Annotated in this window: 13 protein-coding genes and 1 tRNA gene; 5 read left to right on the top strand and 9 right to left on the bottom strand. The window is 58.2% G+C overall.

Features of this window, described 5'->3' with window-relative positions:
• Positions 1–12: 12 nt before the first annotated feature.
• Positions 13–1326: an MFS transporter gene (locus ACP7E4_RS07640; protein WP_426224884.1), complete on the bottom strand. Its 1314-nt coding sequence runs from the start codon at positions 1324–1326 to the stop codon at positions 13–15.
• 261 nt (positions 1327–1587) lie between these two features.
• Positions 1588–2532, bottom strand: coding sequence for a LacI family DNA-binding transcriptional regulator (locus tag ACP7E4_RS07635; RefSeq protein WP_426115230.1), 945 nt, complete (start codon positions 2530–2532; stop codon positions 1588–1590).
• Between ACP7E4_RS07635 and ACP7E4_RS07630 the strand changes: the two genes are divergently transcribed.
• A complete protein-coding gene (locus ACP7E4_RS07630) occupies positions 2531–2671 on the top strand; it encodes a hypothetical protein (RefSeq protein WP_426115232.1) in 141 nt (46 codons plus the stop codon). The genes ACP7E4_RS07635 and ACP7E4_RS07630 overlap by 2 nt on opposite strands.
• A 115-nt stretch (positions 2672–2786) precedes the next feature.
• Here ACP7E4_RS07630 and ACP7E4_RS07625 read toward each other — a convergent pair whose 3' ends face one another.
• Together ACP7E4_RS07625 and ACP7E4_RS07620 are read right to left on the bottom strand one after the other, a co-directional pair.
• Complete coding sequence (locus ACP7E4_RS07625) at positions 2787–3251, bottom strand: hypothetical protein (RefSeq protein WP_426115234.1); 465 nt, start codon at positions 3249–3251, stop codon at positions 2787–2789.
• A 290-nt stretch (positions 3252–3541) separates the two neighbouring features.
• A complete protein-coding gene (locus ACP7E4_RS07620; protein WP_426115236.1) occupies positions 3542–4507 on the bottom strand; it encodes an AraC family transcriptional regulator in 966 nt (321 codons plus the stop codon).
• Positions 4508–4612: 105 nt separating this feature from the next.
• Between ACP7E4_RS07620 and ACP7E4_RS07615 the strand changes: the two genes are divergently transcribed.
• On the top strand, positions 4613–5863 hold the full coding sequence (locus ACP7E4_RS07615; protein WP_426115238.1) for an MFS transporter: 1251 nt from the start codon (positions 4613–4615) through the stop codon (positions 5861–5863).
• A 265-nt stretch (positions 5864–6128) separates the two neighbouring features.
• On the opposite strand, the gene ACP7E4_RS07610 is transcribed toward ACP7E4_RS07615, so the two are convergent.
• Genes ACP7E4_RS07610 through ACP7E4_RS07595 form a run of 4 tightly spaced genes read right to left on the bottom strand, consistent with a single transcriptional unit; the run spans position 6129 to position 11145 of the window.
• Positions 6129–8510, bottom strand: a complete 2382-nt coding sequence (locus ACP7E4_RS07610) for a hypothetical protein (RefSeq protein ID WP_426115240.1) — start codon at positions 8508–8510, stop codon at positions 6129–6131.
• 45 nt (positions 8511–8555) lie between these two features.
• Positions 8556–9305, bottom strand: a complete 750-nt coding sequence (locus ACP7E4_RS07605; RefSeq protein WP_426115242.1) for an ABC transporter permease — start codon at positions 9303–9305, stop codon at positions 8556–8558.
• An 11-nt stretch (positions 9306–9316) separates the two neighbouring features.
• On the bottom strand, positions 9317–10309 hold the full coding sequence (locus tag ACP7E4_RS07600; RefSeq protein WP_426115244.1) for an ABC transporter substrate-binding protein: 993 nt from the start codon (positions 10307–10309) through the stop codon (positions 9317–9319).
• Positions 10306–11145 (bottom strand): ABC transporter ATP-binding protein, encoded by an 840-nt coding sequence (locus ACP7E4_RS07595; protein WP_426115246.1) that lies wholly within the window; start codon positions 11143–11145, stop codon positions 10306–10308. The genes ACP7E4_RS07600 and ACP7E4_RS07595 overlap by 4 nt, the downstream gene beginning before the upstream one ends.
• 146 nt (positions 11146–11291) lie before the next feature.
• On the opposite strand from ACP7E4_RS07595, the gene ACP7E4_RS07590 reads away from it, so the two are divergent.
• Positions 11292–12023, top strand: a complete 732-nt coding sequence (locus ACP7E4_RS07590) for a GntR family transcriptional regulator (protein ID WP_426115248.1) — start codon at positions 11292–11294, stop codon at positions 12021–12023.
• A gap of 730 nt (positions 12024–12753) precedes the next feature.
• Here ACP7E4_RS07590 and ACP7E4_RS07585 read toward each other — a convergent pair.
• Positions 12754–12841: transfer RNA gene (locus tag ACP7E4_RS07585), tRNA-Ser, on the bottom strand.
• 122 nt (positions 12842–12963) lie between these two features.
• On the opposite strand from ACP7E4_RS07585, the gene ACP7E4_RS07580 reads away from it, so the two are divergent.
• Together ACP7E4_RS07580 and tusD are read left to right on the top strand one after the other, a co-directional pair.
• On the top strand, positions 12964–13635 hold the full coding sequence (locus ACP7E4_RS07580) for a Bax inhibitor-1/YccA family protein (protein ID WP_020290233.1): 672 nt from the start codon (positions 12964–12966) through the stop codon (positions 13633–13635).
• A 102-nt stretch (positions 13636–13737) separates the two neighbouring features.
• On the top strand, positions 13738–14130 hold the full coding sequence (gene tusD / locus ACP7E4_RS07575) for a sulfurtransferase complex subunit TusD (protein WP_426115250.1): 393 nt from the start codon (positions 13738–13740) through the stop codon (positions 14128–14130).
• The last annotated feature ends 1 nt before the right edge of the window (position 14131 follow it).

The raw sequence follows: 14131 nt of genomic DNA, 5'->3' as shown, positions 1-14131 counted from the left end.
TTTGAACGGAAATCAACGGGGGTTGGTCAGCTCGGGATTCACCGCTGCGGCTTCAACGGGCCGAGCCGGTGGATCTTCGAAGTCATCGAGTTCCAGCCGCTTGAGTGGCCCGACGATGAACAGATAGGAAAATGCACCCAGCAGGCCCATACCGGCGACGTACATCAGCGCGACATCGAAGGAGCCCAACTGATTGATCATCACGCCGATGGCGATAGGCGTAACGATGCTGGCGAGGTTGCCGCAGAAGTTGAACATCGCGCCGCTCAAACCCATGGCGCGTGCGGGCGAGACATCACCAACGATGCACCAGCCCAGATTGCCGACGCCCTTGGCGAAGAAGGCAATGGACATCACCAGAATCACTAGCGTGATCGACTGCGTGTAGTTGGCGACCATGATGCTGCTGGAGAGCAACAGCCCACAGATGATCGGCGTCTTGCGTGCAGCGGTCAGGCTGAAATTCTTGCGCAGCATCCAGTCGGACCAGACGCCGCCGATCATGCCGCCCAGGCAACCGGCAATAGGCGGAATGGCCGCGACCAGGCCCACCTTCAACATGGTCATGCCCTTGGCTTCGATCAGGTAGGTCGGGAACCAGGTCAGGAAAAACCAGGTGATTGACGTCAGGCAAAACTGGCCCAGATAGATGCCGACCATCATGCGGTTGCCACCGATGGCCTTGAGGCTTTTCCAGCTGAAGGGGGTCTTTACGTCGCCGATGGTTGGCAAGCCACCACCCGCCTCGATGTAGTCGATTTCCGCCTGATTGGCGCGCTTGTCCTTGCGCGGTTCCTGAACCATCCGGAACCACAGCAAACCGATCAGGATGCCCGCGCCGCCCGTGACCCAGAACACGTGCTGCCATCCCCAGGTGCTCACCAGCCAGACCATCAACGGTGTGAAGGCGGCCAGCGCGAAATACTGGGCGGACTGGAATACAGCCGTGGCCAGTCCCCTTTCGTGCCGCGGGAACCACATCACCGTCAGGCGATTGTTGGCCGGAAACGCCGGTGCTTCAGCGACGCCCATCATGAAGCGCAAGACAAACAGCGCCAGAAACGCGGAACTGAACAGGTCAACGTAACCTTGCAGGAAGGTGAACACCGACCAGATGATCAGGCTCAACCCCAGCACCAGACGTGAACCGAACCGGTCGAGGAGGATGCCGCCGGGCAGTTGCATCGAGGTATACGCCCAACCGAATGCCGAGAACGCAATGCCCATGGTCAGGGCATCGAAGCCCAGATCGGTGCGCATGCTGGGCGCGGCAATGGACAGCGTTGCCCGATCTACGTAGTTGAAGACGGTGACGATGAAGATCATCACGAGAATGAGATAGCGGACGTTGGTCTTGGCTATCGATTGCGCAGGATCAATCACTCTTATTTTCCTTATTGTGAAATTCGGCATTGGAACGGCGCGGCTTTGAATCTCCTGGTACTCACATGATCGAGCAATGATTGCGCAATCATTCGAAGGTATAAAAAAAGGCGCTGTCCAAGAAAACAGGTGACCTCGGTGCCGATACTACACTGATTGCGCAATCATTCAACTGTCAGAAGATCAACACCTGCAAGTTTTTAATCAGGTACTGGCGCGATCAATCAGAGTGAACCCGGTATCAATACGTACCGGATCGTGGCTGCCTGACGGATAGGCGAAGCGCTCCAGCAGCGCTTGCGCCACTTGCAGGCCGATTCTTCTGCCATCAACGCTGACCGTCGACAAGGCAGGATGAACCTGCGCCGCACTGCTCAAATCGCCGAAGCCCATCACCGCGAGATCCGAAGGTACCTGCATCCCGCGACTGGCGGCTTCCGCCAGCACACCCTGGGCCACGGTGTCGGAGCTGCACACGACGATATCCGGTTGCACCGGTTGTTCCAGCAGGCGCCGAAGCCCTTCCCGTCCGACTTCAAGCGTCGCCGGCGGAGCCAAAACCTCCATCGGCACTTCGTCCATACCCAAGCGTTTGAGCTCGGCAATCAGGCTATTGCAACGGCGCAAGCCACGGGGGTCGCTGATGGTCACCACCGAGAAACGTTTGTAGCCCTTGCTCACCAGATGGCGCGCGGTCGCCTCCCCGACTTTTTCATGCGAGAAACCCACCAGCATGTCCAGCGGGTCTTCACTCAAGTCCCAGGCCTCGACCACAGGAATGCCTGCCTGAGCAAGGCGCAAGCGGCTGGATTCAGTGTGCAGTGTGCCGGTCAGAACGATGCCATCCGGACGGCGGCCGAGAACCGCTTCCAAAAGCTTTTCTTCCTGCTCGGCGGAATAGCCGGTGAGGCCCAGCAGAGTCTGGTAGCCCGCTTCGGTCAGCCGATCCATCAGCGATTGCACGGTGTCGGCAAAAATCGAGTTGGCAATGGTCGGCAGGAAAATCGCCACCAGACGGCTTTTGTTACTGGCCAGGCCGCCGGCCAGCATGTTCGACACATACCCGGTCCTGCGCACAGCCTCGCGGACCTTTTCCCGGGTTTCTTCGGTCACCAGTTCCGGTCGGTGCAATGCTCTGGAGACGGTCATGGGTGAGACACCTGCAACCTTTGCCACATCAATCAAGGTCAGGCTGGAGCCCTTCCTGGATGCCGCCGACGATGAATCAAGGGGGGATGCTGCGGGTTTCTTTGCCATGAACATTCCGAATCTGAAGCTTGATATCTGAAACTGCTGTGCAAGCAGGCGGTAAGCGCAGTGAATCTATCAAAGCTACGCGGAACATTCACGATACTTGGTTTTGGCTTGAGGGATGGAAAGCCTGCGCGCTCGCAGATCGGGGATTAGTTGAGCAACCAATACCCAATTCCGCCCCAGCATAAAACTGTCACCAGCAGCCACAACCGGCTGGATTTTTGCCGAGGCTTGTCGCCATATCTGATTCGCAACTGTTCCTGAAATGACACCGGACAAATGGGTAGCGCACTGCACAGGCGTTGGTCTAGCGCTCGGGAGATATCCCCACAGTTACTGGGATAGACAACATCACGCGGCTGATCCGGGTCACGCCGGACATAGCCATCGATCAGGACCTCACAGCTGCAGTCAGTAATGGCGGTGATCACCACCGTAATGGATTCGAGCGGCACGGCCGCCGAACAGCCGGCCCTGGCATCGATGATCAGGTTGAGGATGGATTCGTAGCGAACGTCCACGCCCAATTGCGGAAATACCTCCAGCAATGCCGTGTGAACAATGTCACCGGGATGCTGGTAATTGAGTTTCAGGGTTGACCCACCCAAGTGCATCGTCTTCAACCTCCCTGTCAAGACTCCCTACAGCATAGTCCCGGGCTGGAAAAGAACGCGGGCAGTCGATTCAGTGACAGCTGTAATTGCGTTGATTCCGGTGGTGCTCTTTTCGCTAGTCAGCCCAGGCGCTTTTCATCCGACCGAGGCTTAGAACAAGGAGCGCCATATTCTGATTTGAGGGGTTTCGTCGACGCAAGCGTCTACCAGAGCTCAACAACCAGGCCCACTTGGCGCAGGATCGAGATTGCTAGCGGCAGTCGATTATCCTGGCGCTTCGCCCACGAACCTCAGGAAATAAGCAGCCTGTGAGAGAGTCGGCTGGCACCAGGCGGTTGGCCCGTGATGCGTTTGAAAGCGCGGCTGAAGGCGGCTTGAGAGGTGTAACCGAGGTTCTGCGCCACGGTTTCGATGGGGAGCCTCTCCTGGATCAGCCACTGACTGGCGAGGCGCATCCTCAATTCGGTGGCATAGCGCAGGGGCGGCGTTCCGATTGTTGCCTGGAATCGTTCCGCAAAGACGGAGCGCGAGGAATTGCACTCCTCTGCCAGCTCCGACACTGTCCAATTGCGGCCCGGGTGGCGATGGAGCGCCAGAATGGCGCGGGCCAGTCTGGGGTCACGCAGCGCTGCGACCAAGCCAGACGCATAGTCACAACCACATTCAACCCAACCACGTACGATCATCGCTGCGACCACATCGGCAAGACGCGCAAGAATCCCGGCGAAGCCAACGCGTCCCGAGCAGATTTCTCCTTTCATGGCGGCAAGTATCGGCATCAGCCCAGGGTAGCGATCGCTCATGGCATCGACCGTCATCAAGCCCGGCATCAGCGGCCCCAGTCCCTGCATGCCGCCAAGATCGAATTGCATACATCCGTAAAAAAGAATGGCGCTGGGAATGGCGCTGGTTGTAGGGCACAGATTGACAGCGCTGACCGTGTCACCCAGAGGAGCCGACTCGAAAAAGCTGATGTCCTGGGTTGGCGCGTCCGGGCTGGACAGCAGTTGATGCGCCGCACCCTGCGGCAGAAACACTGCTTGCCCTGCGGACAATTCATGCAACACCCCGTCTTCCGTACGCAGCACAGCGGAACCGACCGCAAGATAGTGAAAGTAGGCATGTCCAGGCCGGGCATTCAAGCTTATGCCGAACGATGGACCGGTCTGGATGCGACGGTACTGGACGCCACGCAGGCGCATGCCGGTCAGTAATTCGCTGATGAGATCGGAGGAAAGGGCGAAATGATCTGACATGTTAAATCCGGAGTTTTAATCAAAAGTTACAGACGATTCATCATAGATCATCCTGTTTTTGATGCCTAGACTTGGGCTAGCGTCAATTTTAGGGAGGTCTCTGTAATGAACAGCAGCGTATGTGACACCGGATCCACTGCTCAAGGTGGAGTTGTTGGAGATGTAGAACCGAAAGTACCCGCCTGGATGGCCGTATTCTCGCTGGCGATGGGGGTGTTCGGACTGTTGACGGCGGAGTACCTCCCCGCCAGTCTGCTTACCCCGATGGCCACCGACCTGAGTGTGTCCGAAGCGATCGCGGGACAAGCGGTGACGGTGACCGCAGTCGTGGCATTATTTGCTGGATTGCTGGTGCCAGGCTTCACGCGATCGCTTGACCGGCGCACTGTGCTTTTGGGGTTTTCGGTACTGATGATCGCTTCCAACCTGTTGGTTGCCTTGTCCTCCAGCATGTGGGTGCTAATGGTGATGCGCGTTCTGCTAGGGGTGGCACTCGGTGGTTTTTGGTGCATGGCCGCAGCCGTCGCCATGCGTTTGGTTCCGGCCTCCTTGCTTCCCCGCGCGCTGTCGATCATTTTCAGCGGCATTGCAGTGGGAACGGTGGTCGCGGTCCCACTCGGTAGCTACCTGGGCGGACTGTACGGCTGGCGTTCCGCTTTCCTCGCAGCTGCGGCCGTGGGCTGCCTTACCCTGCTCTTCCAGTGGTTCACACTGCCACAGATGGCGCCGCGCAGGCCGGCACGACTTAGAACTGTGCTGGACGTGCTGATGCGCCCGGGCATCGCTATCGGTATGTTTGGCTGTGTACTTGCACACACAGGTCATTTCGCCCTCTTCACCTATATCCGCCCTTTCCTGGAAAGCACCACCGGAGTGGGTACGGATGGGCTCGCTCTCATGTTGCTGGGGTTCGGGGTAGCCAACTTTGTCGGCACAATGCTGACCGGGTGGCTGATTGCGCGGAGTCTTAGCGTGACACTGGCGCTTATGCCTGCGTTGGTGGGGCTGGCAGCGCTGGCTCTGGTGTTCTTGCCTGCCTCAGTACCGGGGCAAGCGCTGTTGGTTGCGTTTTGGGGGTTGGCGTTCGGGGGCGTCCCAGTGGCGTGGTCCAACTGGGTAGCACGTTCAGTGCCTGACCAGGCAGAAAGCGCGGGCGGAATGGTGGTGGCATCGGTGCAATCGTCCATCGCAGCGGGTGCCGCTGCGGGAGGAGCAATGTTTAGCTTCAGCGGCATCACTGGCGTCTTTATCGCTGGCGGGATCGTGATGCTGCTGTCAGCACTTCTGATTGCACGGCGCGTCAAAGTCCAACCGTCCCCACTCGGCGAAGCCAGAGGTCCGGCGCTGCATCTCTAAGGCCCCCATATCAGGACGCCTTGCTCATCGCTGGACCTGGAACGCAACTCGCCCAACTCCATGGTCAAGGGTGAAGTGCACGGCGTTGCTCGCTACTTCTATCAGAACTTCGCCCACCGCCCCACTCCCGACCTCGACCTCGACCTCGACCGCCTGAGCGTACCTGGGCTAGACAACCTGTACCTGGTAGGTGCCTTCATGCACCCCGGTGGCGACGTGTCCGGTGCAGGTCGCGGCACAAACCGGAGGCCTTCCCGCGGAGCGCTTACGACTCGTGGGGCCGCGTCAGAAACAACGCCGATGTCCAGACCCTTGACTGGTCACGCTGGCGGGCGCAGATAAACAACGGGTGCTCGCGTCCCGCCTGCAACTGCAAATCCTTGATCGCCAGCCGCCCTTGAACTTCACGCGGTAACGCTTGGGCAGTCATGCGCTCCAGCGACAGTTTCAGCTCCGCACCGGGCAATTCCACAACATGCTGTCCCTTGTTCAACAACTCGTCGCCGCTTAGTACCAGCTCAACGTCAGGCGCATGCACGAAAGCTTCCGGCGAGGCTGGATCACCCACCTTGACGTAGTTGTCGATGCGGCTGCGGACTTCCAGACGTGCGCCTGCCAACTGCGACAACTCGATTTCGATGCTGTCGGTATCGCCGTTGGTATCGGTGCGGAATGCGAGACTGGTCGAGTCCTGGCGCCATACGGTTTGCTCGGGGTGATCCAGCCCACAGGCGTCGAAATGCTTGATCACGGCACCCGTCACCCGAATTTCCCCAGTCCAATAGGCTCCGCGATAACGGTCCTTGATGCGTGCGCCGCCCAAGCGCAGGCGAATACGCTGGCTGCTCAAGCCCAGTTCTTCATGCAGGTTGCGCGACCAGATCAGTTGCTCGCCATCGAACAGATCGATCTGCTCCCAACCGCTTTCACCCAGCAAACGATAATCAAGGCTGGCATTGTCCGAAGCGGTGAAGACCTCCCCCATCAGATGCGCTCCCGAACTCAGACTCGCAAATGAGCGCTCGCCAGTGGTGGCAAAGGTGCGACGGGCTCGCAAAGCCTGACCAACGCTTTTGCGGTCAAAGCCTGAGGACAACACCCCAGTCAGACCGCCCCGGGAGCCGAATACAGCAGTAGCAGGCACGCCACCGCCGCAGCGCCCCTGATGCTCGTCACTGTTGGCGGCCGCACCGACCCGATAGCCACGCTGCAACGCTTCGGCATACACCCAGTGAAACTGGCCCCATGCCGAGCCCACTTCAATCAGCCGCTCGAGTGCCGGATGGTGCCAGTCCAGATTGCAACGCCGACCGCCCACGTGCGGCATCATCAAGTGGCCTTCAGGGTCCTTGGCATAGGCTGCGTAGAGTTCATCCACCGGCCAGGCACCTGGTTTGATAGTGCCGGCAGTAAATTCATTCCACTCGAAAGAACGAACCAGACGGCCTTGGTTATCGAACGGGAACTCGGGTTTGCGATCATGCAGAAATACCACGTTGCGGTCGCCGCCAGCGCAGGAGTTACCGCACCACTCGGTACCCGGATAGCAGACGAACCGTCCCGGCTCGTTCAATTGGTGAATGAGCTTGACCGCTTGATCCCAGCGCTGCTCAGTGATGTTGAAATCATTGGCGGTGTAACCGAGCACATCCAACCCGGCGACATCACGTCCGTAACTGAGGTTGTAGAGCGTGTCATTAGTGCCCACGGTGTCGTCGGAATGCACATGCAAGTCGGCATATAACGGCCGTAGCCCCGCACCTTCCGGGTCGACATTGATGAACGCATTTGCAGGTCGGGCGCTGGAGTTGGTAACGCTGGCACGCAACTTCCACTCGCCGGTTTCACCAAGGCGCAATGCAGGCAAACGCACCACTGCCCAGCCCTCGCTGGCAAGAGTGAAAGCTATGTCGCGCTCTGTCCCGTCCGGTCCGGTCAGTTGCAGGTTGCCTTGCAGCGGCAACTGACGGCAGGTATTGCCCCACGCATCGTCGACCCGCAGCAAGACATCGAAGGCTTCCTCGGCACTGACCAGACGTGGCGCAATAACCTGCAACTGACTGGCCGCACCAGGCACGATGTTCCACAACAGATCTCCCGGGACTTCAGCGAATTTCGAGCTGCCCAGCGGATCAATGAACAGCCGCAGCCGGAAGTCTTTCTCGACAAAGCTCTGCACGCGAGTACCCGCCCCACCCTGCCGACGATCACCGAGGCGAATCACAATCCGATCACCCGGGTTCAGATAACCGTCGATAATGTCGATGATGATCGCCTTTTGGAACGGCCGTTCATGCCCCTTCTGATCGAAACGCACTTTCAAATGCTGCACGGTCGCCTGACTTTGCCCCGGGGCCAGTTCACCCGCCTGATATTCGGCGCTGACGTAGTTGGCGCCCGAGGGGTTGGAGGTCTGAAACAGCGCCCAGTCCGAATAGAACTTGAACGCCAGCTTCAACCAGGCACCGTCAGCCAGGCCGCTGGCGCCCACTTCGTAAGTCAGGGTGATCTCGTCCCATTGCCCGGCTACCAGTGTCTGCCGGTCGCCGCTGATACCACCCAGAAACGGGCGGGCCTTGTTGCGTTCATAGAGGCCAACAGGGGCGGTATATTCGCCAGCATCGCGTGGATCGAAGGATGTCGTCAAAATGCACCTCGTGCAGGATCGAGTGAAAGTGGGTTTAAACAGGTATCAGTGAGCGCGCCAGGCCTGGTAATGGCGCTCGATACGACGAAACACCAGGCTTTCCATCAGCCAGGCCAGCAAGCCGATCAAGGCGATGCCCAGCAATACCTGACTGCTGTTGCCGATTTGTCCGCCCATCGACACCATCCAGCCAATGCCCTGAGACGCGCCGATCATTTCTGCTGCGACCAACGCACGCCAGCCCTGGCTGAAGCCAATACGGAGTGCGGCAGTCAGGAATGGCAGCGAAGCCGGCAGATAAACATGAGCCAGTAATTGCCGGGTATTCGCGCCCAGGGTGCGCGCCGCTCGTACTTCACCACCTCGAATGCTCTGCACACCCTCCTGGATCGTGACCGCCATGGGAAACACGGCGGCGATGAATATCACCAGGACAATGGAGAAAAAACCCAGGCCGAAGATGATCAGTATCAGGGGTGCCCAGGCGATGGGCGGAATCGCCATGAACAGGCTGTTGAGCGGAGCGATGAAGTCGCGAAAGTGTCGCGACAACCCTCCGGCAGTACCCAGCAGCACGGCAACCAGCACCGCAGAGAAAAATCCGGCCAGCTCCTCCAGCATGCTGGCGCGAAATTGTTTCCACAGCGATCCGTCATAGATCCAGCGGAGCGCCTCCTGGGCGACAACCCAGGGTTGCGGCAGCACGTAGCTGGGGAAGCGCGAAGCCAGGACAATCCAGACCACGAGCAAAAATGGTAGCGAGGCCCAGCCCCAATTCGGCTTTGCTATCGACATCAGAGAGAGGCTCACCGCGAGGCTTTATCCAGGTAAGAAGTGTCCACCAGATCCTTGGTATCCAGGTGGGTGTTCATGAAGCCCAGTTGCGTCGAGTAATTCATCAGCCGCTGGATGAACTGGATATCGCTGGTCTGCAAGTCCGCTGACCACCCCAGGCGAGTGCGCGCCTGAGCAACAATCTGTTCCGCACTGATGGTTTCGCCGTCGGCGCCCTTCACAGCCTCCAGCTTGAAAGCCTCGGCGATGATCCGGTTGGACTCTTCAGGGTGCTGATTGAGAAAATCCACGGCCTTGCGGTGGGCCCGAAGCAGCTTGACCACATCATCCGGCCGATCCTGCAAGGTCTTGGGTAATGCGATGACCACGTACCAAGGGTATTGCGGCAGCGCCTGATTGACGTCGAACAACACTCGGCTGTTGCCACGCAACAGCGCCTGGCTGACAAAGGGTTCCCAGGTGAACGCCGCATCGACGATGCCCCGCTCCAGTGCTGCATTCATGTTGCCTGGCGGCATGTCGATGATATCGACATCACTGTCCGGATTGAGCCCGGCGTTTTCCTTGAGCACATAGCCGCGTAACAGCACATCCATGCCGCTGCCTTTCTTGACCCCAGAAAGTTTCTTGCCCTTGAGGCCAGCCAGGTCATGGATCGGACTCTTGTTGTCAACGATGACCGCCGCCTGTCCATAGTTGACCTTGGCGAGAATGGTGCTTTTCAGCCCCCGCGAGTACCACTGGTATACCGGTGGAGTGCCCACGTAAGCCACGTCCAGTTCACCTGCGGCCAATGCCTGCTGAATCACAGGGCCATCGCCCAGCGCCTTGAGGTCAACGTCCAGTCCTTCCTGCTTGTAGAAACCTTCTTTGTCAGCAATCAACGCCGGCGCATTGGCCATGGCAAAGACATAGCCGATACGCAGGGGTTTGTCGGCTGCCGAAACGTTGCCAGCCAGCGTGAAAGCAGACAGGGAAGCGGCCAGGAGCGTGCGTTTGATCATGCGGTCAACTCGGGAGAGGGAGAGGTTTGAATGGCGCCAGGCGCGTGCGCCATAACTTGGGAAATCCGCGCCATGAGTTCATTGCGATAGTCGAGAAACGCGGGCAAACGGCGTGTTTGCAAATTACTGCGCGGGCGTGGCAGGTCGATGCGTAATTCACTGTGAATGCCGTCCGGAGCGATGTTCAACACCACCACACGATCAGCAAGAAAAACCGCCTCATCAATGTCGTGAGTAATGAACAATACGGTCTGGCCCAACTGCGCCCAAATGCGCAGGGTTTCTTCATTCATGCTGTTGCGACTGATCGCATCCAGCGCCGCGAAGGGCTCGTCCATCAGCAAGACGCTGGGCTCAAGCGCCAGGGTTCTGGCCAACGAAACTCGCTGCTGCATACCGCCGGACAGTTGTTGCGGCAACCGTTGCGCGGCGTGCTCAAGCCCGACCAGACGCAAGTAGCAAAGGGCTTTCTCGCGCTGCCCGGCGGCACTGCCCTGCCCGGCCATACGTAAACCGAATCGAACATTTTCCAGCGCACTGAGCCAGGGAAAAAGCTGCGGGGACTGGAAGACATAACCCAGCTCGGCACGCTCAGGACGTATCGCCTCGCCGTTGATGTGCACTTGCCCCTGACTGGGCTGCTGAAATCCCGACAACAGGTTGAGCAGCGTGGTTTTGCCGCACCCCGAAGGCCCGAGAATCGCGACGAATTCCCCGGCGCAAGCGCTCAGACTGAACTGGTCGAACACCTCATGGCCGTTGGGGTAACTGAAGCTGACGGCATCAACGCTCAGCGCATCGACAGGCGGGTGAGGCTTTAACGGGAGAGAAGACATGGCAAGTGCGATCAGGTCGTTTACAATGGAGGTCCTGACATAATACGTATTAATACAAGCTGAAGTAATATCATCTTGTCATAACCTTATAAGCAAGTGCAGAAGGTGCCGTTTGAGGCGGCCTGCAGCGCTCACGGAATAGAACAGTGACCATCCTTCGCGACAGCACCACCTCGCTCTACCAGCAGATTGCCCAACAATTGCTGGATGAAATTCAACGAGGTGACTTTGAACCGTCAGGCAAGCTGCCTTCGGAGGCCGAATTGGGTCAGCGCTTTGCAGTCAGTCGAGTGACCGTGCGCCTGGCGATCGGCAAGCTCAGCGACGAGGGCGTGGTTGAACGCAAACAAGGCAAAGGCACCTTCGTTGCGGCCAAACAATTGCGCCATGGGCTGGATGCATTGCGCAGTTTTCATGAGGCATTGTTGCTCCAGGGTCTTGAACCGACGATGCAGGTGATCGCTCATCAACTGGTGACCACGCCGGAAGCCCTGCGCAGCCTCTTCCCGGATGCGGCCCAATCGCTCTGCGTCGAACGCCTGCATTTCGTAAAAGACGAAGCCATCGCCCTGGGCCGCAGCCACCTTCCTGCTGAGCTGGCAAGCGTGGTGTGGAAAGACGTCGAACAACAGCCGATCTATTCGGTGCTGGAGCAAACGACCGGCTGCGCAGTCAGCCGTGCCGATATGGCCATACGTGCTCAGCAGGCCGACAAAGGATTGGCAACAGCCTTGAGCATCAAACGCGGCGCAGCCTTGCTGGTGATGGAACGCACATCCTGGTTTGCCGATGGCCGCTGCTGCGACCGGACAACCTTTTACATCAGGCCGGAGCGTTATTCGTTCGTGCTCAGCAGCGTATTCAAGGTGCGCGGATAGAATCTGTTTTTGGCAGCGCCTCAATGGATCGAGCAACGAGATCAAGCGCGCTATCGCCTGTTCAAGGCTGACACAAACCAACGCGTCCTTAGAATCGAATTTTGGCGAGTGCTTAATGCTCAATATTTCGGAGTCCCCCAGCAGCGTCGCCGCATATTCCTGCCCCCCATGGAGCTGCTGGCTGACGCCGCGCCAGTGGACGCAATACCTCCAGCGTCTGGCGCGATCCAGTGGCCACAGCCCGCAGATGCATGGGCTGCCAATACTCTGTTGGCAAACAACTCAGGGTCACAGATCGCTGTAGGCTGCACAACTTTCGTCGCTCACCCGCTCGGATGGGATCAGATGGTTAAGCGGCAGCGAGCGTCTGAAGATGATGGGCTTTGCCTCGGACTGGATGCGGCCAACCTTGCGGAGGCTTTCGCTGTCGGAAACGCCGTTGTCACGCAAGTCGCGGAGTGGATTGGGCGGAGGCTGATCGCGGCGCAATGAGCACCAGGCACGCGTAGGCACTTGCTGGCGCCAGACAAAGTGCAAAAAATCGGACGAATTCAGGGCGGGGGTGGTGCCAAACATCCTGCAAAGTGGTGCCAAATCTGGCGCGAACTTACACCAGAGTTGCGGAAACGATTCAAAAGATGCGGAAAACGATCGTGATTCCCCCGAGGTGTTTTCCCAAACCCCAGATACGAAAAAGCCCTGAATTTTCAGGGCTTTAGCGTTTCAAAAGTGGCGGAGACATAGAGATTCGAACTCTAGGACCTGTTACAGTCGGCAGTTTTCAAGACTGCTGCCTTAAACCACTCGGCCATATCTCCACTTGCATTGCGGGCGCCATAATACCCGAATGAAACACGCTGTCAAACTCTCTGGGTAGCCGTTTGCGGGCTCTCTGTTATGATCTTTGCAACTCAACATTTCAACCACTAGGAGTTTCGCCATGCGCGAACAGGATTACGCAGTTAACAACGGCGTGCAGGCCGATCAGCTAGAGGTTAGCCGCGTCCTGCGCAACACATACGGTCTTCTGGCCCTAACCCTTGCATTCAGTGGCGTCATGGCTTTTGTCGCCCAGCAGATGCGTGTGGGTTATCCCAACATTTTTGTGGTGCTGATTGGCTTCTACGGCCTGTTCTTCCTCACCAACAAGCTGCGTGATTCGGCATGGGGCCTGGTTTCGACCTTCGCCTTGACCGGTTTCATGGGTTTCCTGCTGGGCCCGATCCTCAATCGTTATCTGGGCATGGCTGGCGGTGCTGAAATTGTCAGCTCGGCGTTTGCCATGACGGCTCTGGTATTTGGCGGCTTGTCGGCGTACGTGCTGATCTCCCGCAAGGACATGAGTTTCCTTGGTGGCTTCATCACTGCCGGTTTCTTCGTCCTGCTGGGCGCGACGCTAGCAAGCTTCTTCTTCCAGATCAGCGGACTGCAACTGGCGATCAGCGCGGGTTTTGTGCTGTTCTCTTCCGTCTGCATCCTGTTTCAGACCAGCGCGATCATCCACGGTGGCGAGCGCAACTACATCATGGCGACTGTCAGCCTGTATGTATCGATCTACAACCTGTTCATCAGCCTGCTGCAAATCTTCGGCATCATGAGCCGCGACGACTGATAGATAGCCAAGCGTCAACAAAAAGCCCGCATTGCGGGCTTTTTGCTGTCCAGCGCCTGCGAATTCTTTATCATTGCCGGAGTTTCTCTGAACGAGCATCCCATGAAGTTCGCCATTGCCCTTTTTTCCGCCGCACACGCGCCCTCTTCTCGCCGGGCACTTTTGTTTGCCCAGGCTGCGCTGGCGGGTGGACATGAAATCGTGCGACTGTTTTTTTACCAGGATGGCGTCTACAGCGCTTCGGCCAACATCGTCTCGCCTCAGGACGAACAGGACATCGCTGCGCAATGGCGCGAATTCGTCAGCGAGAATCAGCTTGATGGTGTCGTTTGTATCGCCGCGGCTTTGCGTCGTGGAGTACTGAACGAAGAAGAAGCGCAACGCTATCAGCGTCCAGCGGCCAATCTTTCAGCACCTTGGGAGCTTTCCGGACTGGGGCAGCTACACGACGCCGCGCAGTCAGCCGATCGCCTTATCTGTTTCGGAGGGCCTTGAG

Source organism: Pseudomonas sp. DSP3-2-3 (assembly GCF_049898225.1).
In the GTDB taxonomy this organism is placed as follows: domain Bacteria; phylum Pseudomonadota; class Gammaproteobacteria; order Pseudomonadales; family Pseudomonadaceae; genus Aquipseudomonas.
The sequence above is the reverse complement of the archived record's forward strand: the minus strand, read 5'-3'. Positions and strand labels throughout refer to the sequence as shown.

Coding starts and splice junctions, on each gene's coding strand:
- ACP7E4_RS07625 (WP_426115234.1), bottom strand. CDS start 3,251: ATGCACTTGGGTGGGTCAACCCTGAAACTCAATTACCAGCATCCCGGT.
- ACP7E4_RS07600 (WP_426115244.1), bottom strand. CDS start 10,309: ATGATCAAACGCACGCTCCTGGCCGCTTCCCTGTCTGCTTTCACGCTG.
- ACP7E4_RS07630 (WP_426115232.1), top strand. CDS start 2,531: ATGGGTGAGACACCTGCAACCTTTGCCACATCAATCAAGGTCAGGCTG.
- ACP7E4_RS07635 (WP_426115230.1), bottom strand. CDS start 2,532: ATGACCGTCTCCAGAGCATTGCACCGACCGGAACTGGTGACCGAAGAA.
- tusD (WP_426115250.1), top strand. CDS start 13,738: ATGAAGTTCGCCATTGCCCTTTTTTCCGCCGCACACGCGCCCTCTTCT.
- ACP7E4_RS07620 (WP_426115236.1), bottom strand. CDS start 4,507: ATGTCAGATCATTTCGCCCTTTCCTCCGATCTCATCAGCGAATTACTG.
- ACP7E4_RS07605 (WP_426115242.1), bottom strand. CDS start 9,305: ATGTCGATAGCAAAGCCGAATTGGGGCTGGGCCTCGCTACCATTTTTG.
- ACP7E4_RS07615 (WP_426115238.1), top strand. CDS start 4,613: ATGAACAGCAGCGTATGTGACACCGGATCCACTGCTCAAGGTGGAGTT.
- ACP7E4_RS07580 (WP_020290233.1), top strand. CDS start 12,964: ATGCGCGAACAGGATTACGCAGTTAACAACGGCGTGCAGGCCGATCAG.
- ACP7E4_RS07595 (WP_426115246.1), bottom strand. CDS start 11,145: ATGTCTTCTCTCCCGTTAAAGCCTCACCCGCCTGTCGATGCGCTGAGC.
- ACP7E4_RS07640 (WP_426224884.1), bottom strand. CDS start 1,326: ATGATCTTCATCGTCACCGTCTTCAACTACGTAGATCGGGCAACGCTG.